We start from the raw sequence: 24936 nt of genomic DNA on the forward strand, positions 1-24936 counted from the left end.
TCGCATTGATTAATGTCCAGCACCAGGAACGTGGATGAACGTAGAGTAATAAGTGAAGCCTACGAAAAATACTGTTAAATAGGCGCCAAAAATATACAAATACATGCGTTCAGAAATATTTAAAAATCCAAGAAGAACAAAAAATCCGGTGTTAGCGACCATTAATAATGATACTTCAACCATATCGCCTACATAAAAGAGAACTGCAAATATTCCAGTCCACCATCCCATTAATTTGAACATATTATTCATGGGTAATCCCTCCTTTGCCACAACACAATAATCTCTTGTTCATTATATAGGAAAAAGAGTGAATGTGTAAACAACGAGTTGGTCTTTCTTTGTGACAAACAGGTGTACGATAAAAAGCTGAATAAATCCCGTAGTCCTCTGCAAACCAACTAGTCCATGAAAAATACATTCTCTTTCAAATTTGAGATTTGGCTTGTTATGGACGTTCAAAAAATTATTTTGGCAAAAATTATTTCTTTTTCAAAAAGAGCTAGCTATACTATGGGTGAACAAAGAGGCGGCCTTTGTTCACGTCAAAACTGGAGGTGGATATGCAATCAATTATTGAGCGCCGCTGTGTGGACCTCTTGCATGATGCGGCAGAAAATGGCACAACAGACATCCACATCAAACCCGAACCATCTTGTTATACCGTTGCTTATCGCTCGTTTCAAAACTTGCGACAAGTAAAACAACTCCCCTTTGATCTAGGTGATCGCATGATTGCTTATTTCAAATACCTATCCCTTTTAGATACAAGTGAAAAGCGAAAACCCCAAACCGGTTCTTTCCAACTTACCATCAACAACTTATCCCATTATTTTCGAATATCAACTTTGCCTTCAGTATTAACAAAAGAAAGCATGGTCATCCGGATTATGCCGGATGATACCGCACAATCCATTTATCAATTGGCAGCGTTTCGTGACTCGGCTCGGCTTTTAGAAAAGTTGTCTGAAGCGTCTCAAGGACTTATTTTGTTTACGGGTCCTACTGGTTGTGGCAAGTCCACCACTTTGTATTCGTTGTTAAAGCATTGTTCGGAAAAACTAAGTCGAAACATTATTACACTTGAAGATCCTGTAGAACGTAAAAACCAAGCGATTTTACAAATTCAAGTAAATGAAAAAGCGGGACTTAGTTATGCAACAGGGTTAAAAGCAATTTTGCGACACGACCCAGATATTATCATGATTGGCGAAATTCGAGATGCAGAAACAGCTCAAATCGCTGTGCGGGCCGCATTGACTGGGCATTTAGTATTTTCTACGATACATGCTAGACATTCTGTTGGCTGTTTGCATCGCTTAAATGATTTAGGTGTGTCTTTTGAAGACATGTCCCAAACTTTAGTTGCCATATCTGCGCAAAAAATTATTCCGCTGTTTTTAGATGTTGAACAAAAACAGCCTAGCCACCGCGCGCTTTATGAAATTCTTGATGGTGAACGGCTCGAAGAAGCGTTAATGTCCGCACATCAGAAAAAGATATACACGTTGCCAAGTCATTTGTCTTTTGCTGGTCAAGTGCGAGAAGGAGTGAAAATCGGTGCGATTGAGCCTTCCTATACGTACAGACAAGGTCCGTCTTCGTGACCGCGAACAATTTTTGACACGTCTAGCGGTGTTAATGAACGAAGGGTATTTATTGCCAGTGGCGTTGAATTTGTTATTGCCAATGCATACATCAAAGCTAGAAGAATCTTTGGTTGGCATCACGACTATTTTAAAAGAAGGAGGAAATGCAGCAGAAATACTAAAATTTTTAGGGTTTAAAGAGCATGTGTTATTTCCAGTTGAAATTGCTGAATCTCATGGCAGATTGGCGGAATCGATTGATAGTATTGGCAAAAGTTTTGCGCGGACCGAGCGCGTGCAAAAGAAATTAAAGAATATATTGATATACCCAGTTTCTTTGCTGATTTTCACTTCCATCTTATTTTTGTTTTTTCGCACAAGCTATGTGCCGAATTTAACGGAAATGATGAATTCGATGCAAAGCGGAGAAGAAGCTTCCGGTGTGCCAGCTTATTTACTGAATTTGCCAGATTTTTTTATCGCAATTTTTGCATGTGTTGCTTTGTCGGTATTTGTATTCGGTCAGCTATTAAAACAACAAGCAGTCGAGCGACAAATCACATGGCTTTTGTCGATCCCGGTTATCTGCCGTTTTATGAAACTGTACTGGTCGCATTTGCTGGCGCGTGAACTTGGCACTTTGCTGCATAGTGGGATCTCAATGCAACAATCACTCGATTTGTTGCAACGCCAAAACTATCATAAAATTATTCAGTTTATGGCGCGCACGTCTCACGAAGAATTGATGATGGGCCAAAGTTTTTCTAGGTCACTCGAACATGTTGCGTTTGTTTCTAAAGACATGCCTGCTTTTGTGCAACACGGGGAAATTACAGGGTTTTTAGGCAAAGAGCTCATTCTTTATAGTGAAGTGTTAATGGAACAAATTGAACAGCATACGCAGCAGATGCTACGTATTATTCAGCCAAGCTTTTTTATCATCATTGCGATTTGCATTATCGGTGCTTATTTAGCGATTTTAATGCCGATGTATAACTTGGTCCATACCATTTGAGGAGGAAGAATATGCGCTTATTAAAAAATCAAAGAGGATTTACATTAATCGAAATGCTAATTGTTATGTTAATTATTACGGTGTTAATTGCGATTGCCATACCGAATGTGACAAAGCAATCTTCTGCAGTAGAAGAGAAAGGATGTAAAGCGTTTGTCCAAATGGTTCAAGGGCAAGTCGAGTCGTACCGAATGGATTATAAAGCTTTACCTACAATGGAGAATCTTGAGGCTGAGGGCTATTTAAAAGCTGGTGAAACAAAATGTCCAAATGGAGATTTAGTTACCATTTCGACTACTGGAGTCGTTAGTTCTGCTAAACCTTAACGAAAAAGGGTTTACCTTGTTGGAAATGTTACTAGTACTAGTTGTACTAGTAACAATTTCCGCCATTTCAATTTCTGGCTATCGTTCGTTCATGGTACAAAAAGAAGAGCAGCGCTTTTTTGAAATTCTCCGTCAAGATATTTATTTTGCACAAAGCCAAAGCTATGCGTTAAACATGACAGCGAAAATCATATTTCGAGAAAGTAAAGGAACGTACGAAGTCTTTACAGATCTTCAATTAGTAGCTGTCTCTCGTAAATTGCCACAATCGATTCAATTGAAAAAAACAAGTAACTTAACTGAAATTTATTTTAATGAGAACGGGACTGTTGTCCAGTCGGGTACTCTCCGGTTTTCGACATCAAGAGGCGAAAAAACCTTAGTTGTGCACCTCGGCGGAGGGAGAGTGGTGTTTTCTGAATGAGCAAGGCATATCTTGGGCAGAGACGATGGTGAGTTTATTGATGGTGTTTATTTTGTTTGGCAGTTTATTGCCCGTAATGATCGGCATTCAGCATAGCCTTCAAGTTAAAAAAGAACGAGTTAGCGCATTTGAAACTTTGCATGAAGCAGCAAGAGAAATAAGTACTACTGGAAATCTGCAAGGTCAGAGAACAGTTAATAATATTTTATATAGTTGGGAAATGGAAGAGCAGCTTTGTGTTGACTATGTGGATTATAAAGAACAACGGCGACGTATATGCATCGACTGAGACGGCTAGATGAAAAGGGTTTTTCTTTTTTGACATCGATTTTTGATGTAATGGTATTAATGACGCTACTGCCTTTAATCGTCTTGTTTTTTAGTTTTGCTATTCAATTTAAACAAGACGTAGATCCGCACCGAGCAGAGTGGCAATTGTTCGTCATCGATTTACAAAGCTACTTACATCGCAGTGACACGATTGAAGTTATTAATGGAGGAAGCGGGATTCGGGTTGTTCAACGAGTAGAAGAATTTGATATTGAACTGTACACAAATATGATGCGCAAGCAAAAAAGCCAGAAAGGACATGAAGTGATGTTAACTCGTGTAAGCCAGTGTAGTTTTTCGTTAGATGGCAACAAAGTGAAAATTCGAATCAAATTTACTACAGGGAATATAGAAGAGGCAGAATATGTTTTTACGAAACCATCTGGATGAAAAAGGGGCCATTTATCCGATCACAATTGTATTTTTTATGTCCGCTCTCCTAATGCTATCTCACTCATTGACGCTGTATTCGATTCAATATAAAACGTATGATGGTTTGGAAAATACGCATAGACATGCTACGATACTATTACTGATAGAAATAGAGCAAAAATAAATACCTGAGTAGAGGTAAGTATCGGGTGGTAGGATGAACAGAATATATTTGATCGGATTCATGGGCTGCGGGAAAAGCGCGGTCGGCAGAAGGTTAAGCTTTCTACTGAAACTGCCCTTCTATGACATGGACAAAGAAATTGTTCGTCAGACAGGGAAGACGATTCCTGAAATTTTTGAGCAGCATGGCGAAAAATATTTTAGAGATCTAGAAACGCAGTTTTTGCAAAATTTTAAAAACGATTATTGCATCATCTCTACAGGCGGTGGTGTTACCATGCGGAAAGAAAATCGGAAAATCATGAGAAATACTGGATTGGTGATGTTTTTAGATGCGCCATTCCGAGAAATTTGGCGACGGATTCACCGGGATCCTAATCGTCCGATTGTCCGTCAATCGACTCGTGAAGAAATTGAGGCGTTGCATAAAGCGCGCTACCGGGATTATAAACAAACTGCACATATTACGATTCGTACTGAATTCCGTACATTACGGCAAATTACACAATATGCTGCATTTCAAGTGAATCGTCTAAAAAGCGAACGTTTTGATTTTAATTAATCAATTCGTTCGCTTTTTATCCTGTTACAGAAAAAAGATTGCGCTTTCTAGTGAACAATGTTAGGATATATTCAAAGTTATACTATTCTGTATAACGGATTGGACCAATCAATCTTGATTTGGGCGGATGATTGTACGAGGAGAGAATGCGAAAGCGTCGCCGAAGGAGCAAATAACAAAAGTTATGAATCTCTCAGGCAAAAAGACTCGTACAGGACGCATCTCTGGAGAATGCTGCATGTCAGCTACCAACGAGGAAAGCCATCATTTTGGTAAACTTTCAGGTTCCAGGACAGAGATTTCCCTTTAAAGGGAAATCTCTGTCCTTTTTTCGTGCCCAGATGTATGTAGAAGCTGGCCGAAAAGATTTGTAAAATGAGGAGGAAAATCATTGGCACAGTTAAAACGTACACCTCTTTTTGAAACCTATTCAAAATACGGTGGCAAAACAATTGATTTTGGTGGTTGGGAACTGCCTGTGCAATTTTCGAGCATTAAAGAAGAACATGAAGCGGTCAGAACAAAAGCAGGTCTTTTTGATGTATCGCATATGGGTGAAATCTTCGTTACAGGAGCAGACAGTTTAGACTACCTCCAGCATCTCGTCACAAATGATGTATCCAAAATTCAAGATGGCCAAGCACAATATACAGCGATGTGCTACGAAGATGGCGGCACAGTAGACGATCTTTTGGTTTATAAAATAGCAGATCAGCATTATTTGCTCGTAGTGAATGCATCCAATATTGAAAAAGATTTTGATTGGATGGAAGCATCAAAAACTGGTGATGTGACATTAGATAATGCATCTGAACGCTTCGGCTTATTGGCGTTTCAAGGTCCTTTATCTGAACAGGTGCTACAGCGCTTAACAGAGGAAGATCTTTCAACGATTAAACCTTTCCGTTTTAAAAACGACGTAGAAGTGGCAGGACAAAAAGTGATATTGTCGCGTACAGGTTACACGGGCGAAAACGGCTTTGAAATTTATGCAGCACCTGAAGCCTTGGTTTCTCTTTGGGAAAAAATTCTAACTGAAGGCGAACCTGAAGGAGTGTTACCGGTAGGACTTGGCGCGCGTGATACATTGCGCTTTGAAGCTTGTCTTGCTTTATACGGTCAAGAATTGTCGAAAGACATCACCCCGCTTGAAGCAGGCATCAATTTTGTTGTGAAATTGAAAAAAGAACAAGATTTTCTTGGCAAAAAAGCATTAGCTGCTCAAAAAGAAGCAGGCGTGCCGCGCAAATTAGTAGGTATTGAAATGATTGATAAAGGCATACCGCGTCATGGATATCCTGTGTATGTAGGGGACCAAAAGATTGGTGAAGTAACAACGGGTACTCAATCGCCAACGCTCAAGAAAAATATCGGGTTGGCGTTAGTTTCAAGTGAATATGCTGAACTCGGAATCGAATTGGAAGTTGAAATTCGCAATAAACGACTAAAAGCGAAAACAGTAGAAACACCATTTTATAAACGATCCAACTAATTTAACTTGAAAAGGGGACAGCACTCGATGAAACATCGCTATTTACCAATGACAACTCAAGACGAAAAAGAAATGCTGGAAACAATCGGTATCGATTCAATTGATGAATTGTTTTCAGATATCCCGGAAAAAGTTCGTTTTAAAGGCGAATACAACATTAAAGCGGCTAAATCAGAGTCTTCATTAACAAAAGAGTTGGCGCAAATTGCAGCTAAAAATGCGGACACAAACCGTTATGCATCCTTTTTAGGTGCGGGTGTTTACGATCATTACAAACCGATTATTGTCGACCACGTCATCTCGCGTTCTGAGTTTTATACGGCGTATACACCGTACCAGCCAGAAATTTCACAAGGTGAACTACAGGCGATTTTTGAATTCCAAACAATGATTAGTGAATTAACAGGTATGGAGATTGCCAACTCTTCTATGTATGACGGCGGAACAGCTCTTGCTGAAGCAGGAATGCTTGCTGCAGGACACACTAAACGTAAGAAAATCTTGGTGTCACGTGCAGTTCATCCAGAATCACGCGATGTTGTTCGCACTTATGCACTTGGTCAGTCGATTGATGTAATCGAAATTCCATTAAAAAATGGTCATACCGATTTGGATGCGTTAAAAGAAATGATGGATGACAACGTCGCAACTGTGATGATTCAATATCCAAACTTTTTCGGTCAAGTTGAAAACTTAAAAGAAATTGAGCCGATTGTTCACGGGTCTGGCGCATTGCTATCCGTTTCTTCAAATCCACTAGCACTTGGTGCGCTTACTGCTCCAGGTCAACTGGGTGCAGACATTACAGTAGGAGATGCACAGCCTTTTGGAATTCCTGAAGCATACGGCGGACCTCACTGTGGTTATTTTGCAGTAACGAAAAAACTAATGCGCAAAGTTCCAGGTCGTTTAGTCGGCGAAACAACGGACGAAGAAGGCCGTCGTGGATTTGTATTAACGTTGCAAGCACGTGAACAACATATTCGTCGCGATAAAGCGACATCGAATATTTGCTCGAACCAAGCATTAAATGCATTAGCTGCATCTGTTGCTATGACAGCACTTGGCAAAGTCGGTACACAAGAAATCGCCAAACAAAACATTGTCAAAACACATTATATGAAGCAACAATTGAAAAAAGCTGGATTTGAAATTGTTTTTGAAGGCGCTCATTTCAATGAAATCGTTGTGAAAACAAAAGAATCTGTGAAGCAATTAAACGACCGTTTGTTTGAAAAAGATATGATCGGCGGTTATGACCTTGGACTAAGTTATGACGAATTCCCAAATCATATGTTAGTTGCGGTTACTGAACAACGGACAAAAGAAGAAATCGATGCATTCGTGCAGGAAATTGCTGCGAAAAAACAGGAAGTGGGGGCTACTCATGCATAAGGACAACCAAGCGCTAATTTTTGAATTGACGAAAGAAGGCCGCGTCGGCTACAGTTTGCCGACACTTGATGTACCAGAAGTTGACTTGAGTGAGCTTTTACCAACTGATTTAATCCGTACGGAAGCAGCAGAACTGCCTGAAGTATCGGAACTTGATATTATGCGTCATTACACAGCCTTATCGAACCGTAACCACGGTGTGGATTCGGGTTTCTATCCACTAGGTTCTTGCACAATGAAATACAACCCGAAAATCAATGAATCTGTTGCACGTTTCCCAGGATTTGCGAACATTCATCCGTTACAAGATGAAAAAACAGTTCAAGGAGCTCTTGAATTGATGTTTGATTTGCAAGAGCACTTAAAAGAAATTACAGGCATGGACGAAGTAACGTTACAACCAGCTGCAGGCGCACACGGCGAATGGACTGGTTTAATGATGATCCGTGCTTACCATGAGTCCCGTGGAGATTTCAAACGTACAAAAGTTATTGTTCCCGATTCAGCACACGGAACAAACCCTGCTTCTGCAACAGTTGCTGGCTTTGAAACAGTAACGGTTAAATCGAGTGACCAAGGACTTGTCGATTTAGAAGATTTAAAACGCGTTGTTGGAGACGACACTGCGGCATTAATGTTAACTAATCCGAATACACTCGGCTTGTTTGAAGAGCAGATTTTAGAAATGGCTGCAATTATTCACGAAGTTGGCGGGAAATTGTATTATGACGGTGCCAACTTAAACGCGGTTATGTCAAAAGCGCGTCCTGGAGATATGGGCTTTGATGTGGTTCACTTGAACTTGCACAAAACATTCACAGGACCTCACGGCGGCGGTGGACCTGGATCTGGTCCTGTTGGCGTGAAAAAAGATTTAATGCCTTACTTGCCAAAACCCGTATTGGTGAAAAAAGACGAAGCATATACGTTTGACTATGACCGTCCAGATTCAATCGGTCGTGTAAAACCGTTCTACGGTAACTTCGGAATTAACGTCCGTGCTTATACGTATATTCGTTCAATGGGGCCTGATGGCTTGAAGGCTGTAACAGAATACGCCGTGTTAAACGCTAACTATATGATGCGCAGACTGCAACCTCATTTCGACTTGCCATACGACCGTCATTGCAAGCATGAATTCGTATTAAGTGGTCGTCGTCAGAAGAAGTTAGGCGTCCGCACATTGGATATGGCAAAACGCTTACTTGACTTTGGCTATCATCCGCCAACAATCTACTTCCCGTTAAATGTAGAAGAAGGCATGATGATCGAACCAACCGAAACCGAATCGAAAGAAACATTGGACGCTTTTATTGACGCGATGATTCAAATTGCGAAAGAAGTAGAAGAAAATCCAGAAATCGTCCAAAACGCACCGCATACAACAGTTATCAATCGTTTGGACGAAACAAAAGCAGCACGTCAACCTGTGCTTCGTTACCGTAAAGCTGAATAGAAAACAAAAAGACGTGTTGGCCACTAAGGCCAACACGTTTTTTTATTCGAAAGAACCCATTTTAAAATGTCTCTGAGCGGCTTTTCTTCGTTTTGGATGGTGTTAGTCTTGAAGATTGAAAAACCCTTCCAGCAATGTGTGGAAGGGTTTTAAAGATTAATTTTTAGATTTGATTTTGCCAGTCCATTGTTTGAACCCGCCTTGCAGTTGGAACAATTGGTTATAGCCTTTTTTCTTTAAGAAAATGGCAACCCGGCCGCTACGTGCTCCGTTTTGGTCATATAAATAAACCGGTTTGTCTTCGCGGATTTCTTTGTAGCGCTGACGTAATTGTGATTGTGGAATATTACGCGCTCCAAGAATATGTCCTGCCGCAAAATCTTTTGGCTCGCGTACGTCAATTAATTGCGCTTTGCGGTAGCCCTCGATAAATTGTTCTTGTGTCAAGTTCGTGACAGCTTTTTTCATGCGGAAATACATGATTACCGCATAAATGATGATTGCTAATAGTACTGCGATCGTAATGTACAAAAATTCCAATGATCTTGCCCCTTTCTCATCTTCTTTTATTATAAGAGAAGAGATGACGGATATTCAATGCCAATGTTACACTAATTATCGGAAATAGGAGGCGATCTTGTGAAATATCCAAAATGGGTGTTTATAAATTCAGGGGAAGGCACCCCTTCTTTTAATATGGCGCTCGATGAAGCATTGCTAAATTGGCATAGCGAAGGACTTATTCCACCTGTAATACGGTTTTATGGTTGGCAGCCTGCAGCCCTTTCAATCGGTTATTTTCAAAAAGTAGAAAAAGAAATTGATATGGAAGCTGTGGAACGATTAGGACTTGGGTTTGTTCGTCGACCAACAGGAGGCCGAGGCGTGCTTCATGAGCACGAACTTACATACAGCATCATTGTTAGCGAAGCTTATCCGGATATGCCCGAAACTGTTACAGAAGCATATCGAGTATTAAGTGAAGGTTTGTTAAAAGGGTTTCAAAATTTAGGATTGGAAGCATATTTTTCAGTGCCGGATACCGAAGACAAACGGGCGGATTTGAAAAAGCCGAAGTCAGCCGTATGTTTTGATGCGCCAAGTTGGTATGAAATGGTTGTTGAAGGGAAAAAAGTGGCCGGCAGTGCACAAACACGCCAAAAAGGTGTTATTTTACAACATGGTGCTATTTTAATCGACTTGGATGCTGAAAAGCTCTTGTCGGTTTTTAAGTTCCAAAATGAAGAAGCAAAAGAACGTATGCGCATCAAAATTCCTGAAAAAGCAGTCGCGATCAATTCATTGCGTGCAAAACCTGCAACTGCCGAAGAATGCGTCATAGCATTTAAAGCTGGTTTCGAACAAGCCCTATCAATTGAATTAGAGCCCTACATATTGACAGAGCAACAACTTGCTGAAGTCAAGGCTTTAGAGGAAAAAAAATATGCAAATTCTGAATGGAATTTTCGGGCGTAGAGTCTTTAGCCTTATTTTTTCGTCATGCCACGTGAAAAACCTTGATAAATAAAGCTTTTCAAAAGGCTCGAATTTTTCAGCAGAAACTTGTTATTGTAAACAAGTTTCAATATGTAGTATGATGGGAATCGAAGTAATACTATATATAGTATCCGACTCCATATATTATAAAGGAGGAATTGTCAAATGGTATCCGCCACACAATCCCAATATTCATTAAACGCACAAGCTTTAAACGAAGATATCAAAACGTTTCCCCAAGTGCACGAAATTACACCAGATATGAAAGTAACGCACAAAGGGGTATCCCGCCTTGTGATGATTGATCGTTATTCATTTAAGGATACAGAGAAAAAGACACTTAAAGCAGGCGATTTTGTTGTTTTAACTGTTAAAGAAGATCCGAAATTTCCAGCTCGTGGACTTGGTTATATTGTGTCAATTGATACACAAGCAAACAAAGCTCAAGTTTGGATTGAAGAAGATTACAGAAGTGCAATCGACAATCCGCAAGAACAAGAAGCAGGCATTGTCAATCGCCCAATCGACGTGATTGAAAAGCCGATGGAAGTGTTCTACGAGCAAATTGCGAAACGTAATGCAACGGGATTAGCTTCAGTAGAAACAACACCTGAAAAGCGTCAAGAATGGTTTGAGAAATTTTATCAGCAATTGGTTGGATTGAAATTCATTCCAGCTGGACGTGTTCTTTACGGAGCAGGAGCAGATACAGATGTAACGTATTTCAACTGTTACGTAATGCCATTTGTAGCAGATTCGCGCGAAGGTATTTCAGATCATCGCAAACAAGTAATGGAAATCATGAGTCGTGGTGGCGGTGTAGGAACAAATGGTTCTACACTTCGTCCACGTAATACATTAGCTCGTGGAGTTAACGGCAAATCATCAGGATCAGTATCTTGGTTGGATGATATTGCGAAATTGACGCATCTTGTTGAACAAGGTGGATCAAGACGCGGTGCTCAAATGATCATGCTTGCAGACTGGCATCCAGATATTGCAGAATTTATCATTTCAAAAATGCAAAATCCACGTATTTTGCGTTATTTGATCGAAAACACGCAAGATGAAACGATTAAAAAATTAGCTCATGATAAATTGAAATTCAAAGCGTTATCTGCTCAAGAAGAAGCAATGTATCAAGGCATTTTAAACTACCGAACAATTCCAGGTATGGGCGGATTTAATGAGAAAATTATGCGTGATGCAGAATCGAAATTGCGGGACGGCGGTACGTATTCTGTTCATAACGAAGAATTTTTAACTGGCGCGAATATTTCTGTAACGCTAACGAGTGATTTCATGACAGCTGTTGAAAATGATGCTGATTTTGAATTGCGATTCCCAGCAGTTGAATCTTATTCAAAAGATGAAATGGCTGTTTACAATGAAAAATGGCAAGAAGTTGGCGATGTTCGTGAATGGGAACGTATGGGCCACGGCGTCCGCGTTTACCGTACGATGAAAGCGCGTGAACTATGGAACTTGATCAATATTTGCGCAACATATTCAGCAGAACCGGGCATTTTCTTTATCGATAATGCTAATGAAAAAACAAATGCTGCAGCGTATGGCCAAAAAGTCGTTGCAACAAACCCTTGTGGTGAACAGCCGTTAGCTCCGTATTCTGTGTGTAACTTGGCCGCAGTCAACTTGGCACAGTTTGCAGATCCGAAAACAAAAACGGTTGATTTTGAAAGCTTGAAAGAAACAGTTCGAGTTGGCGTCCGCATGCAAGACAACGTTATTGATGCAACACCATATTTCCTTGAAGAAAACCAAGTACAAGCACTTGGCGAACGCCGTGTTGGGCTTGGAGTTATGGGATTAGCTGATTTGCTAATCTACTGTGACAGAGAATATGGTTCACCGGAAGGCAATGAACTTGTAGATGAAATCTTCAAAACGATTGCCACTGCAGCATATGAAGTTTCGACTGATTTAGCAGCAGAACGTGGCAGCTTCCCATTCTTAGTTGGGAATTCAGATGAAGAAACGGCGGCACTTCGCAAAGCGTTTACGGAAACTGGATTTATGCAAGGCATGCCAGAACATGTTCGCGAAGCGGTTCTTGAAAAAGGAATTCGCAACTCACACTTATTAACAGTAGCTCCAACAGGGTCTACCGGTACAATGGTTGGCGTTTCGACAGGACTTGAGCCTTATTATTCATTTACTTACTACCGTAGTGGTCGCCTTGGTAAATTTATCGAGGTTAAGGCTGATATTGTAAGTGAATACTTGAAAAACAACCCTGAAGCAGACGAAGAAAACTTGCCAAAAGCATTTGTGACGTCAATGGACTTAGCGCCAGAAGCGCACGCAGATGTTCAATGCATCATCCAACGCTGGATTGATTCATCGATTTCGAAAACGGTAAACGCACCTCGGGGTTATACTGTTGAACAAGTTGAAGGCGTATATGAACGTTTGTACAAAGGTGGAGCAAAAGGTGGTACGGTTTATGTCGATGGCAGCCGTGATTCACAAGTTCTAACTTTAAAAGCTGAAGATAATAATTTCGAAGAACAACAACAACAAGAAGATACAGGAAAACGTCCGATTGTTTTGATCGACACTATTCAAGATCTTCGTTCAACAAATGTGACAATCGGTTCTGAAGTGGGCGATACTTGCCCAGTTTGCCGAAAAGGAACAGTTGAAGAAATGGGTGGATGCAATACATGTACAAATTGTAACGCTCAGTTAAAATGTGGATTGTAATAGAACGAGCGGGATGGCGAATTCGCCATCCCGCTTTTTTGTTTAGTCTAAACGTAAGCGCTTTTATAAATAGTTGCTCGATTTTTCCGATATGTTAAAATAATGAAGAATGTATAAAAGGAAGGAGAAGATGGAATGCGTGTGCTGGTCTTGAACGGTCCGAATTTAAACCGCCTGGGCAAACGGGAAAAAGAAGCGTATGGAACTTTTACCTTAGAAGAGTTAGAACAAGATCTGGTAGAATTTTCATACCGTCATCATATTGAATTGATTTGCCGACAGTCGAACCATGAAGGAGAATTGATTGACTGGATTCATGGAGCAGGCGATGAAGGCTTAACGGGAATTGTTTTAAATGCGGGTGCCTATACACATACGAGTATCGCGATAAGAGATGCGATTGCGGCGATTCAAGTACCTGTGATTGAAGTACATATCTCGAATGTTCACAAAAGAGAAGAATTCCGACACCATTCGTATATATCTCCGGTAACGATGGGACAAATTGTAGGATTTGGTCAAGATGTCTACAAACTGGCGTTACAAGCGCTGATTTTAAACCAAGAGAGAGGTTGAACACATTGAAACTTCAAAAATTACGCGATGAAATGAAACAACGTGAAGTAGAAGCTGTGCTAGTTACTAGTCCTTATAATTTGCGTTATATTACTGAATTCACAGGAACGGCTGGCTTAGCAATCGTCACACAACAAAAAGCCGTATTCATTACAGATTTCCGTTACACCGAACAAGCAGGAGAACAAGTGAAAGAATTTGATGTTATCCAAGCGGAAAAAAATCTAATGGATGAAGTGGTAAAGACGGTCAAATCGATGGATATTGAGACGCTTGCTTTTGAACAAGATTATATGACATATGCGCAAGCTGCGCAGTATAAAGAAAAATTAGCATGTGAATTAGAACCAATTAGTAATTTGATTGAAAAAATCCGCATGGTTAAAACAGCCGAGGAAGTAGCGGTATTAAAAGCGGCTGCTAAAATTGCAGATGATACATACGAACATATTTGCGGTTTTATCCGCCCGGGGTTGACGGAACTAGAAGTTTCCAATGAGTTGGAGTTTTTCATGAGACAACAAGGTGCAACTTCTTCTAGTTTTGATATTATTGTGGCTTCTGGACTGCGCTCTGCATTGCCTCACGGTGTAGCAACAGATAAAGTAATTGAAAAAGGCGACATGATCACACTGGATTTTGGTGCGTTATATAACGGCTATATTTCAGACATTACCCGTACAGTCGCAGTTGGCGAACCATCAGAGCAAATGAAAGAAATTTATGATATTGTATTAAAGGCGCAAGAATTAGGTGTGGAGAAAATTGGTCCGGGAATGAGCGGTATTGAAGCAGACGCCATTGCTCGAGATTATATTAAGTCTAAAGGTTATGGCGAAGCATTTGGTCATTCAACAGGTCACGGAATTGGCTTGGAAGTTCACGAAAGCCCAGGATTGTCTTTTAAATCAGAGACAATTCTAGAGCCAGGTATGGCTGTCACGGTTGAACCAGGAATTTATCTGCAAGGAATTGGCGGAGTCCGCATTGAAGATGATATACTGATAACCGAGTCAGGAAATGAACGGTTGACTAACTCCACAAAAGAGCTTCGCATTTTATAAACAAACGGAGGAACTATAATGATTTCAGTAAACGATTTTAAAACAGGTGTCACAATTGAAGTAGATGGCGGAATTTGGCGCGTAATGGAATTCCAACACGTAAAACCGGGTAAAGGCGCTGCATTCGTGCGCTCGAAACTTCGTAATCTTCGTACAGGAAGTGTCACTGAAAAGACATTCCGTGCAGGTGAAAAAGTTGCTAAAGCACAAATCGACAATTCTAAAATGCAGTATTTATATGCTAATGGCGATATGCATGCATTTATGGACATGGAAACTTACGATCAAATTGAGTTGCCAGAAAAAAACATTGAATATGAATTGAAGTTTTTACAGGAAAATATGGAAGTGCAAGTAATCCAATTCCAAGGAGAAGTTCTAGGTGTTGAATTGCCAAACACGGTCGTTTTAGAAGTAGTTGAAACGGATCCAGGTATTAAAGGCGACACAGCTAGTGGTGGTTCTAAACCAGCGAAATTATCAACTGGCTTATCTGTTCAAGTACCATTCTTTATTAACGAAGGCGATAAATTGATCATCAACACAACTGATTCTTCTTACGTTTCTCGAGCTCAATAATAAAAAAGGCCTCTTCTATTAGAGGCCTTTTTTTAAAAAGTCAGATTAGCTATTTCAAAATAGCCTTAAAAAGTCTAAAATGGTATAGAAATCAGTTAAATACATATTAGGGGAGTATGATAAATATGAAAATCCAAGAAATCCGTGAAATTATCAAATTGGTAGATGGGTCATCTATTGATGAGTTCTCTTATGAGTTTGAAGGCGTTAAAGTTAAAATGAAGAAAAATGGTTCTGGCCAAACTCAACAAACAAGCTCTTCAACTGAACAAGCACCACAAGTGCAAAAAGCTGTAGAAACGAGCACGCCAGCACCAGCTAAAGAACCAGAAGTTGAAACATTAGTGTCTTCAGAAGCGCCAGAAGTACCGGCTGATAACAATGCGGATTACCATAAAATTTTATCACCAATGGTTGGAACATTTTATGAGTCTCCATCACCTGATGAAGCACCTTACGTACAAGTGGGAACAAAAGTTTCGGCTGATCACGTAGTTTGCATCGTAGAAGCAATGAAATTATTTAACGAAATCGAAGCTGAAGTAGATGGGGAAATCGCTGAGATTCTTGTAAAAGATGGTCAGCTTGTCGAATACGGCCAGCCTTTATTCCTCGTGAAAGCAAACTGAGGAAAGGGGAGATAGCGATGAAAACGATGAAAAAAGTATTGATTGCAAACCGTGGAGAAATCGCAGTTCGGATTATCCGTGCTTGTAAAGAAATGAATATCGAAACGGTTGCGGTATACTCAGAAGCTGATAAAGAAGCTCTTCATGTTGAACTTGCAGATGAAGCGTATTGCATCGGTCCGAAGTTATCGAAAGACAGCTATTTAAATTTTTCTAATATCATGTCAGTTGCTAAACTGACAAATTGTGATGGCGTCCATCCGGGGTACGGGTTTTTAGCTGAAAATGCAAGTTTTGCTGAACTTTGTGAAGCTTGCGATATGATGTTTATTGGACCAACTGCAGATGCGATTTCACGTATGGGTACAAAAGATGTGGCGCGCGAAACGATGCGCAAAGCGGGCGTTCCTGTTGTACCAGGCTCGACGGGGATTGTAGCAGATGAAAAAGACGGTTTACGTATTGCAGATGAAATTGGTTTCCCAGTGATCATTAAAGCGACAGCAGGTGGTGGCGGTAAAGGAATCCGTGTTGCACGTACTCGTGAGGATTTTGTTACTGGTTTGAAAATGACTCAAAAAGAAGCAGCAGCTGCTTTTGGGAATCCTGGAGTTTATATCGAGAAATTTATCGAAGATTTCCGCCACATTGAAATCCAAGTACTAGCTGATTCTCATGGCAATGCGATTCATTTAGGTGAACGTGATTGTTCTATTCAGCGTCGTATGCAAAAACTGGTAGAAGAAGCGCCTTCACCGGCATTATCACCAGAGTTGCGCTCAGAAATGGGCGAAGCTGCAGTAAAAGCTGCACTAGCTGTTAACTACCGCGGTGCAGGAACAGTAGAATTTATTTTTGACGCTGTCAATCAAAAATTCTACTTTATGGAAATGAACACACGTATTCAAGTAGAGCATCCTGTAACAGAAATGATTACGGGAATAGATTTGATCCAACAGCAATTAAGAGTGGCTTCTGGTGAAACACTAGCTTATAAACAAGAAGACGTAATGTTTAAAGGCTGGTCAATCGAATGCCGCATTAATGCAGAAAACCCAGCTAAAAACTTTATGCCATCAGCAGGTAAAGTCGAAATGTACTTGCCTCCAGGTGGTATGGGCGTAAGAATCGACTCTGCTATGTATTCAGGCTACACGATTCCACCATATTACGATTCGATGGTAGCGAAATTGATTACATTCGCAGATACACGCGAAGAAGCAGTGGCAAAAATGAAGCGCGCATTAGATGAATTTGTCATTGAAGGCGTGTTTACAACGATTCCGTTCCATTCAAAATTGATGGATCACGAAGTATTTAAATCGGGAGATTTCAACACGAAATTCCTTGAGAAATACGACGTGTTGGGATCTTAAGGAGGAGCTTTTTAGATGGCTGAAAAAACGGCACCTTATTTACGCATGAAATCAAATGGAGCACAAGACTTAGGTAATATTGAAGTTGCTCCAGAAGTGTTAGAAATTATTGCGAGTATTGCAGCAACAGATATTGAAGGAGTTGCTAGCATGCGCGGAAACTTTGCTTCTGGCGTTGTAGAGCGTTTAGGAAAAAAAGTTCATGGCAAAGGCATTAAAACCGAATTGTCGGAAGAAGGATTGGCGATTGATGTGTATTGTGTCATCAATTATGGTGTGTCAATTCCTAAAACCGCATTAAAAATTCAAGAGCAGGTTCGTCAAACGCTTGAAAATATGACGTCACTTCAAACGCAAGAAGTAAACGTCCATATTACAGGTGTCCATTTCGAGTCTCAAGCAGCAGAATAAGCAGCAAGGCTGTCCAGGAGTCCTTTAAGGCTCCAGGACAGCCTTCTCTTTGTTTTTGTTGGCACCCCCCCAAAAATATTCCTGTAGCAAACTATAGCTTTTGGTGATGTTCGATATTATTGACCGAACATTTCAAACATGGAAGTTCTACCGGAATACCTGTATAATGAGGGGTAATTAGCTGTGAAAAGGAGACCGGATAACTTATGAAACGACACGAAGCACGCGAAAAAGCGCTTCAGACCTTATTTCAATTAGAAGGAACTGAACTAACCATCAATGAGGCAATGGATCATGTGATGGCTGGAGAAAATGATAATTTTTACGACTTGTTAGTACAAGGCACGTATACAAATATGGCAACAATTGATGAAAAATTGGTGGACCATCTTGAAAACTGGTCGATCGAACGGTTGCCAAAAATTGAGCGTACAATTTTACGTATGGCAATTTTTGAACTTGAATACATGGAAGATGCACCAGCACGCGTTGTAATGAACGAAGCAATTGAATTGTGTAAAACATTTGGAGACGACAAATCTAGCCGATTTGTTAACGGTGTTTTATCGAAGTTTACAGACAAAACTGCAAATTAATTGGAGGAGTAAACATGACTGCAAAATTGATTGATGGAAAAGCGGTAAGCCAAAAAATTAAAATTCAAGTACAACAACGAGTGGAAAAATTGGCGAAGCAAGGAATCATCCCAGGACTTGCCGTTGTGTTGGTTGGAGAAAACTCCGCCTCTCTTACATATGTAAAAAACAAGAAAAAAACATGCGAAGCACTTGGTATGCGTTCAGACTTGCATCAATATCCAGATACATTGACTGAACAAGAGTTGCTTTCAACAATTGATGAATTGAATAACGATCCCTATATACATGGAATTCTTGTTCAATTGCCATTGCCTAAACAAATTGATGAATTTAAAGTGATCTCAGCGATCAGTCCTGAAAAAGACGTAGATGGCTTTCATCCGATTTCAGTCGGTAACATGATGATTGGCAAAGAAGCCTTTTTACCTTGTACGCCGCATGGCATTATGGAGTTACTTGCTCATTACGACATCGACCCTGCAGGCAAGCATGCTGTAGTTATTGGTCGCAGTAATATTGTTGGAAAGCCAATTGGACAACTACTGCTGCAAAAAGACGCAACTGTGACGTATTGCCATTCAAAAACAAAAGATTTGGCTGAATTTACAAAGCAAGCCGATATTTTAATCGCTGCTATTGGACGTGCCAAATTTATCGACCATACGTTCATTAAACCCGGTGCAGTTATTATAGATGTTGGGATGAATCGTGATGAAAACGGTAAATTATGTGGCGATGTAGACTTTGAAGATGTTCAAGAAACAGCTAGTTTTGTTACACCTGTACCTGGCGGCGTTGGACCTATGACGATCGCGATGTTAATGGGAAATACATTACAATCCGCTGAAAAAGGGTCTGTAAAGACAAAACAACAATAAGCATGTAAAATAAATAGCAATGGGGCTGTTTTTCTTCCGAAAAACAGCTTTTTAAATTCACAGATAGGGGTTGAAAATGTGTCGGCCGACCCGTACTTAAGTGTAAAAGCATTAACTAAATACATAAAAAAGAAATTTGATGCCGATCCCCATCTTCGCGATGTATATGTGAAAGGCGAGCTATCCAATGTTAAAATTCACACCAGTGGACATATTTATTTCACCTTAAAAGACAATTCAGCACGTTTACCTGGTGTTATGTTTTCAGCAAGCGCAAAATCCGTAAAGTTTAAGCCTGAAAGTGGCATGACGGTGCTCATTCGTGGAGATGTAACGGTTTATGAAGCATCTGGTCAATATCAATTGTATGCGCAGTCTATGCAAGTCGATGGTATTGGAGATTATTATTTAGCGTTTGAGCAATTAAAAGAAAAATTAGCTAAAGAAGGTGTATTTGACGCTTCTCATAAAAAGCGCTTGCCACGTTTTCCAAAACGAATTGCGGTAGTGACTGCTCAAACAGGAGCAGCAGTACGCGACATTATCATCACACTTCATCGTCGCTATCCATTGGCCAATGTTGTATTGTACCCGGCACTTGTGCAAGGAAGTGGTGCCGTGCAATCGATTGTTCAGTCGATTCAAGCTGCCAACAAAGATGATTTTGATGTATTGATTGTGGGGCGCGGTGGTGGCTCTATTGAAGATTTATGGGCATTTAACGAAGAAGCGGTAGCACGTGCGATCTTTTCTTCTGAAATCCCCATTATTTCGGCCATTGGTCATGAAACCGATACCACAATTGCTGACTTTGTATCTGATTTGCGAGCGCCTACGCCGACTGCTGCCGCGGAACTTGCAGTACCCAGTCAAGCAGAGCTGCTAGAGCGGATTTCAAGTTACCGAAGTCAAATGTACCGCAATGTTTCTAGCGCCGTGAGTCAGCAAAAACAGGCGTTGCACCGATTAACATCGTCTTATCCGCTGGCTTACCCGGAACGGCTGTATCGGCCCTTTATTGAACGAGTCGAGCGTGCTACTGATTCGTTGCAAAGAGAATCTTTGCAACATTTAAACCGTTCGAAAGAATATTACCGAACGCTTGATCAGCGCTTGAAATCGCGTATGCCGTTGCAGCAAATTCGTCAATCTGAAACGGATGTCACAGAACTAGCGAGAAGACTTGATTATCAAATAAAGCAATTGCTGAAAAATCATTCAAGACAATTAAGTTCGGCGATTCGAACATTAGATGCACTCAGTCCGTTAAAAATTATGGACCGGGGGTATTCTATTCCTTATATAGAAGGAGCTGTTGTTAAAAGTGTTGAACAAGTTACAGCAGGCGACAAATTAACGCTTGCTATGCAAGACGGAACCATTCAAGCAACGGTCAATGAGATAAATCCAGCACCTAAAGGAGACGGAAACGATGACTGAGAAGAAAATTATGTTCAATGATGCAATGGAACAACTTGAAGAAATTGTTCGTCAACTCGAACAAGGGGATGTGCCACTCGAACAGGCATTGACGCTTTATCAAAAAGGAATGGAACTTTCGAAAGTTTGCCACGATAAATTACAAAATGCAGAAAGTCAATTAGTGACGATGATGAAAGATGGCAAAGAAGTGCCAGCTAACATAGAAATGGACGGGAATGCAAAATGAATTTAACCCAATTCCGTTCTCATTACGAACCGCTTATCCAACAGGAAATGGCACAATTAATTCTTTCTTTATCCATTCCAGATTCACTAAAAGAATCGATGCATTATTCATTGCAAGCAGGCGGAAAACGAATTCGCCCAATTTTGCTATTAGCTGTTCTACATGAAATGACTGGGAAAGAGCATCCGGATGCATTAAAAGTAGCAGCTGCCATTGAAATGATTCACACGTACTCATTGATCCACGATGACTTGCCAAGTATGGATGATGACGACTTACGTCGCGGCATGCCGACAAACCATAAAGTGTTTGGCGAAGCAGTTGCGATTCTTGCAGGAGATGCCTTATTAACTTATAGCTTTGGTGTGGTGGCTCGTCTTGAGCATGTATCGAGTGATGACAAAGTGCGTTTAATCGATTTAATGAGTGTTTCTGCCGGTGCTGAAGGCATGGTCGGTGGCCAAGTATTGGACATTGAAGGCGAAGAAAAGCAATTACAGCTTGAAGAGTTAGAGCAAGTTCATCGCTTAAAAACCGGTGCTTTGTTAACTTTCAGCATACTGGCTGGTGGCATTTTAGCACAAGCAACAAATGATGAAATTATCGCGCTTAGTCAATTTGGTCAGCATTTAGGGTTAGCTTTCCAAATTCAAGACGATATTTTGGATGTGACAGGAACTTCTCAGGAACTTGGGAAAACGGCTGGCAAAGATGAATCAAGTGAAAAAAGCACATATCCAAGTTTGTTAACGTTGCCAAAAGCAAAAGAAAAATTAGACTACCACGCTTCTGAAGCTATAAATGCTCTAAATAAATTAAACGGCGAAAAAACATTGCTATTGGAGCTCACACAATTAATTGTGCAAAGAAAAAACTGATTTTTAAGGCTCTGATTTGTACAATTGCTCAGTATTGATATAATATGTACAGACAGTCTGAAGGAAAATTTAAAAAAGGTGCGTGATGGCATTGGATCTACATTCGATTACTAGTCCATCTTTCTTAAAAGAGCTGAACACAAAACAGCTAGAAGTATTAAGTGAAGATATAAGACGGTTTTTAATAGAGAATTTATCAAGAACAGGTGGACATATTGGTCCGAATCTCGGCGTAGTAGAATTGACGGTGGCTTTACACAAAGTATTCGATAGCCCGTCAGACAAATTTATTTGGGATGTAGGACACCAATCATACGTCCATAAAATTCTTACGGGAAGAGCTAGCCAATTTGACACTTTGCGTCAATTTAAAGGTCTTTGCGGTTTTCCGAAGCGCAATGAAAGCGATCACGATGTTTGGGAAACTGGACATAGTTCAACATCATTATCCGCAGCAATGGGGATGGCGGCAGCACGTGATATTAAAAAAGATAGCAATTACGTCATTCCAATCATTGGAGACGGCGCATTAACGGGCGGTATGGCTTTTGAGGCGTTAAACCATATTGGCCATACGAAAACGGATATGACCGTTATTCTAAACGACAACGAAATGTCAATTGCTCCAAATGTTGGTGCAATGCACAGCATGCTTGGTCGTATGCGGACAGCTGGAAAATACAATAAAGTAAAAGACGATTTAGAGTATCTATTGAAAAAAGTTCCTGCCGTTGGCGATCGTTTAGCCTCTACTGCTGAGCGTGTAAAAGATTCGTTAAAGTATTTGGTCGTTTCAGGCATGTTTTTTGAAGAAATGGGCTTTACGTACTTAGGGCCAATCGACGGACATGATTTGGAAGAACTAGAAGACAACTTACGTTATGCGAAGAAAACAAAAGGTCCTGTTTTGCTACATGTTATTACGAAAAAAGGTAAAGGCTTTTTACCTGCAGAACAAGATACAATTGGAACGTGGCATGGGACAGGTCCTTATAAAATGGAAACTGGTGATTTAGTAAAATCATCGTCAAAAGCACCTTCTTGGAGCGGATTGGTAGCAGAAACAGTCCGTAAACTAGCACGTACTGACGAACGCATTGTAGCGATTACACCGGCAATGCCAGTTGGTTCAAAATTAGAAGGATTTGCTTCTGAATTTCCAGAGCGCATGTACGATGTTGGAATTGCCGAGCAACACGCAACTACAATGGCTGCGGGACTTGCAACACAAGACATGAAACCATTCCTAGCAATTTATTCGACATTTTTACAACGTGCATATGATCAAGTAGTCCATGATATTTGCCGTCAAAATTTAAATGTTTTTATCGGTATTGATCGTTCAGGTCTTGTAGGAGCAGATGGCGAAACACATCAAGGTGTGTTTGATATTGCGTTCTTGCGTCATTTACCCAACATGGTCATTATGATGCCTAAAGACGAAAACGAAGGCCAACATATGGTTAAAACGGCGATTGATTACAATGGCGGTCCAATTGCACTTCGTTACCCACGAGGAAACGGATTGGGTGTAGCGATGGACGAAGAGCTACAAGCTTTACCAATCGGTTCATGGGAAGTGCTCCAAGAAGGTACAGATGCAGTGGTTCTAACATTTGGGACAACCATTCCAATGGCGATAAAAGCTGCCGAACAATTGGCAGAACAAGGCATTTCAGTAGAAGTCGTCAATGCACGATTTATTAAACCGATGGATGAAGAAATGTTGCATAGTATATTCAAGCGTAATATTCCAATCGTAACTATTGAAGAAGCAGTTCTTCAAGGAGGATTCGGTAGTGCAGTTCTTGAGTTTGCTCAAGAGCAACAATATCGCGGCTCGGTTATCGATCGTCTCGGAATTCCAGATCACTTTATCGAACATGGAGATGTCGCTGAATTAATGGATGAAATTCATTTAAACAGTGATGAAGTGGTGCGTGTCATCAAAGAACGCGCACAATCCAAAAAGCAGGCAGGTACAACGATTCTATGAACAAACCTAAAAAAGAGCGTGTAGATGTCTTGCTAGTTGAGCGAGGCATCTGTGAAACACGTGAAAAAGCAAAACGAGCAATTATGGCTGGAATCATTTATTCGGGTTCGGAACGCATGAATAAACCGGGTGAAAAGATTCTAGAAGATGCAGCTTTGCAAATGAAAGGCAATGATTTAAAGTACGTGAGTCGTGGAGGCCTAAAGTTAGAAAAAGCTTTAGAGAAATTTGATTTGTCGGTCGCAGACAAATTGATGCTTGATATTGGCTCTTCTACTGGCGGCTTTACAGATTGTGCTCTTCAAAATGGGGCAAAGCATTGCTACGCGTTAGACGTTGGTTACAATCAATTAGCGTGGAAAATCAGACAAGATGAACGCGTAACTGTGATGGAACGTGTCAATTTCCGGCATTCAAAACCAGAAGATTTTGTTCAAGGATTGCCTGAATTTGCATCAATTGATGTTTCCTTTATTTCATTGCGAATTATTTTTCCAGTGTTAAAACAAGTTCTTGTCCCGGGTGGTGATGTTATTGCACTCGTAAAACCGCAGTTTGAAGCGGGGAGAGAGAATGTTGGGAAAAAAGGAATTATACGTGATCCGAAAATACACCGAGATGTCTTGATTAAAGTTGGTAAATTCGCAGTGGAATCGGGATTTCATGTGAAAAACATGTCGTTTTCACCTATCACAGGTGGAGAAGGCAATATCGAATTTTTATTTCATCTTCAATCGAGTATGGAAGGTCATGAGATTGATTCCATCTCAGAGTTATTGATTGATGAAACAGTTAAACAAGCACATGAAATCTTGTAAACACATTCCGGAAGGAGTGTGTTTTTTTTAATCTCAAACCGGGAATACAAAACTAACGTAAAAATGTGGAACCTGCTCATCCTCTAAATGTGGTTTGT

The 24936-nt window shown here is 40.5% G+C and carries 27 protein-coding genes and 1 riboswitch; of the genes, 25 read left to right on the forward strand and 2 right to left on the reverse strand.

All coding sequences use genetic code 11. The features are described from left to right. Positions 1-9 precede the first annotated feature (9 nt). The gene (locus tag GPDM_RS05965; protein ID WP_006830462.1) at positions 10-252 is read right to left on the reverse strand and encodes a DUF2626 domain-containing protein; all 243 of its coding nucleotides are present in this window, start codon (positions 250-252) and stop codon (positions 10-12) included. 311 nt (positions 253-563) lie between these two features. Here GPDM_RS05965 and comGA point away from each other — a divergent pair, with 311 nt between their 5' ends. The 10 genes from comGA to gcvPB all read left to right on the forward strand — a co-directional run bounded on the left by comGA (position 564) and on the right by gcvPB (position 9144). Next, the gene (gene comGA / locus GPDM_RS05970) at positions 564-1607 is read left to right on the forward strand and encodes a competence type IV pilus ATPase ComGA (protein ID WP_008429932.1); all 1044 of its coding nucleotides are present in this window, start codon (positions 564-566) and stop codon (positions 1605-1607) included. After that, positions 1561-2604 (forward strand): competence type IV pilus assembly protein ComGB, encoded by a 1044-nt coding sequence (gene comGB, locus GPDM_RS05975; RefSeq protein WP_008429934.1) that lies wholly within the window; start codon positions 1561-1563, stop codon positions 2602-2604. Before comGA ends, comGB begins: the two co-directional genes overlap by 47 nt. A gap of 11 nt (positions 2605-2615) precedes the next feature. Further along, positions 2616-2930 (forward strand): competence type IV pilus major pilin ComGC, encoded by a 315-nt coding sequence (comGC, locus tag GPDM_RS05980; RefSeq protein ID WP_008429935.1) that lies wholly within the window; start codon positions 2616-2618, stop codon positions 2928-2930. Beyond that, positions 2917-3354 (forward strand): competence type IV pilus minor pilin ComGD, encoded by a 438-nt coding sequence (comGD, locus tag GPDM_RS05985; protein ID WP_272941512.1) that lies wholly within the window; start codon positions 2917-2919, stop codon positions 3352-3354. Before comGC ends, comGD begins: the two co-directional genes overlap by 14 nt. Positions 3355-3379: 25 nt before the next feature. After that, complete coding sequence (locus GPDM_RS05990) at positions 3380-3643, forward strand: hypothetical protein (protein ID WP_100069870.1); 264 nt, start codon at positions 3380-3382, stop codon at positions 3641-3643. After that, on the forward strand, positions 3631-4074 hold the full coding sequence (gene comGF, locus GPDM_RS05995) for a competence type IV pilus minor pilin ComGF (RefSeq protein WP_050789203.1): 444 nt from the start codon (positions 3631-3633) through the stop codon (positions 4072-4074). Before GPDM_RS05990 ends, comGF begins: the two co-directional genes overlap by 13 nt. Before the next feature lie 199 nt (positions 4075-4273). Next, a complete protein-coding gene (locus tag GPDM_RS06005; protein WP_039862982.1) occupies positions 4274-4801 on the forward strand; it encodes a shikimate kinase in 528 nt (175 codons plus the stop codon). Positions 4802-4928: 127 nt separating this feature from the next. Beyond that, a riboswitch (glycine riboswitch) is annotated at positions 4929-5020 on the forward strand. Positions 5021-5192: 172 nt separating this feature from the next. Next, positions 5193-6293, forward strand: coding sequence for a glycine cleavage system aminomethyltransferase GcvT (gene gcvT / locus GPDM_RS06010; RefSeq protein ID WP_008429946.1), 1101 nt, complete (start codon positions 5193-5195; stop codon positions 6291-6293). A 27-nt stretch (positions 6294-6320) separates the two neighbouring features. Beyond that, complete coding sequence (gcvPA, locus tag GPDM_RS06015; protein ID WP_008429948.1) at positions 6321-7688, forward strand: aminomethyl-transferring glycine dehydrogenase subunit GcvPA; 1368 nt, start codon at positions 6321-6323, stop codon at positions 7686-7688. Beyond that, on the forward strand, positions 7681-9144 hold the full coding sequence (gcvPB, locus tag GPDM_RS06020) for an aminomethyl-transferring glycine dehydrogenase subunit GcvPB (RefSeq protein ID WP_008429950.1): 1464 nt from the start codon (positions 7681-7683) through the stop codon (positions 9142-9144). The genes gcvPA and gcvPB overlap by 8 nt, the downstream gene beginning before the upstream one ends. A 156-nt stretch (positions 9145-9300) precedes the next feature. On the opposite strand, the gene GPDM_RS06025 is transcribed toward gcvPB, so the two are convergent. Then, positions 9301-9684 carry a rhodanese-like domain-containing protein gene (locus GPDM_RS06025; protein WP_008429951.1) on the reverse strand — a complete coding sequence of 128 codons (384 nt, stop codon included), beginning with the start codon at positions 9682-9684 and terminating at the stop codon, positions 9301-9303. Positions 9685-9840: 156 nt separating this feature from the next. Here GPDM_RS06025 and GPDM_RS06030 point away from each other — a divergent pair, with 156 nt between their 5' ends. The 15 genes from GPDM_RS06030 to GPDM_RS06100 all read left to right on the forward strand — a co-directional run bounded on the left by GPDM_RS06030 (position 9841) and on the right by GPDM_RS06100 (position 24838). Beyond that, entirely contained in the window at positions 9841-10620 is a 780-nt protein-coding gene (locus GPDM_RS06030) for a lipoate--protein ligase family protein (RefSeq protein WP_050789204.1), read from the forward strand. Between the two features lie 186 nt (positions 10621-10806). Next, on the forward strand, positions 10807-13365 hold the full coding sequence (locus GPDM_RS06035; RefSeq protein WP_008429955.1) for a vitamin B12-dependent ribonucleotide reductase: 2559 nt from the start codon (positions 10807-10809) through the stop codon (positions 13363-13365). Positions 13366-13500: 135 nt separating this feature from the next. Beyond that, a complete protein-coding gene (gene aroQ, locus GPDM_RS06040; RefSeq protein WP_008429957.1) occupies positions 13501-13941 on the forward strand; it encodes a type II 3-dehydroquinate dehydratase in 441 nt (146 codons plus the stop codon). Between the two features lie 5 nt (positions 13942-13946). Next, positions 13947-15005, forward strand: a complete 1059-nt coding sequence (locus tag GPDM_RS06045) for a M24 family metallopeptidase (protein WP_008429959.1) — start codon at positions 13947-13949, stop codon at positions 15003-15005. Between the two features lie 18 nt (positions 15006-15023). Next, complete coding sequence (gene efp, locus GPDM_RS06050; protein ID WP_008429961.1) at positions 15024-15584, forward strand: elongation factor P; 561 nt, start codon at positions 15024-15026, stop codon at positions 15582-15584. A gap of 125 nt (positions 15585-15709) precedes the next feature. Then, entirely contained in the window at positions 15710-16213 is a 504-nt protein-coding gene (accB, locus tag GPDM_RS06055; RefSeq protein ID WP_008429963.1) for an acetyl-CoA carboxylase biotin carboxyl carrier protein, read from the forward strand. 26 nt (positions 16214-16239) lie between these two features. Continuing rightward, complete coding sequence (accC, locus tag GPDM_RS06060; RefSeq protein ID WP_008429965.1) at positions 16240-17589, forward strand: acetyl-CoA carboxylase biotin carboxylase subunit; 1350 nt, start codon at positions 16240-16242, stop codon at positions 17587-17589. A 15-nt stretch (positions 17590-17604) separates the two neighbouring features. Beyond that, entirely contained in the window at positions 17605-18000 is a 396-nt protein-coding gene (locus GPDM_RS06065; protein ID WP_008429967.1) for an Asp23/Gls24 family envelope stress response protein, read from the forward strand. A gap of 206 nt (positions 18001-18206) precedes the next feature. Beyond that, positions 18207-18596, forward strand: coding sequence for a transcription antitermination factor NusB (gene nusB, locus GPDM_RS06070; RefSeq protein ID WP_008429969.1), 390 nt, complete (start codon positions 18207-18209; stop codon positions 18594-18596). Positions 18597-18610: 14 nt separating this feature from the next. Next, on the forward strand, positions 18611-19477 hold the full coding sequence (folD, locus tag GPDM_RS06075) for a bifunctional methylenetetrahydrofolate dehydrogenase/methenyltetrahydrofolate cyclohydrolase FolD (RefSeq protein WP_008429971.1): 867 nt from the start codon (positions 18611-18613) through the stop codon (positions 19475-19477). 78 nt (positions 19478-19555) lie between these two features. Then, positions 19556-20917, forward strand: a complete 1362-nt coding sequence (gene xseA / locus GPDM_RS06080; protein WP_008429974.1) for an exodeoxyribonuclease VII large subunit — start codon at positions 19556-19558, stop codon at positions 20915-20917. Next, positions 20910-21146: an exodeoxyribonuclease VII small subunit gene (gene xseB, locus GPDM_RS06085; RefSeq protein ID WP_008429975.1), complete on the forward strand. Its 237-nt coding sequence runs from the start codon at positions 20910-20912 to the stop codon at positions 21144-21146. The genes xseA and xseB overlap by 8 nt, the downstream gene beginning before the upstream one ends. Beyond that, a complete protein-coding gene (locus tag GPDM_RS06090; protein WP_008429977.1) occupies positions 21143-22024 on the forward strand; it encodes a polyprenyl synthetase family protein in 882 nt (293 codons plus the stop codon). Before xseB ends, GPDM_RS06090 begins: the two co-directional genes overlap by 4 nt. Positions 22025-22109: 85 nt before the next feature. Then, positions 22110-24020 carry a 1-deoxy-D-xylulose-5-phosphate synthase gene (gene dxs, locus GPDM_RS06095; protein WP_407918604.1) on the forward strand — a complete coding sequence of 637 codons (1911 nt, stop codon included), beginning with the start codon at positions 22110-22112 and terminating at the stop codon, positions 24018-24020. After that, positions 24017-24838, forward strand: a complete 822-nt coding sequence (locus GPDM_RS06100; RefSeq protein ID WP_008429981.1) for a TlyA family RNA methyltransferase — start codon at positions 24017-24019, stop codon at positions 24836-24838. Before dxs ends, GPDM_RS06100 begins: the two co-directional genes overlap by 4 nt. Positions 24839-24936: the final 98 nt, after the last annotated feature.

Origin of the sequence: Planococcus donghaensis MPA1U2 (assembly GCF_000189395.1) — a bacterium.
Lineage (GTDB): Bacteria > Bacillota > Bacilli > Bacillales_A > Planococcaceae > Planococcus > Planococcus donghaensis_B.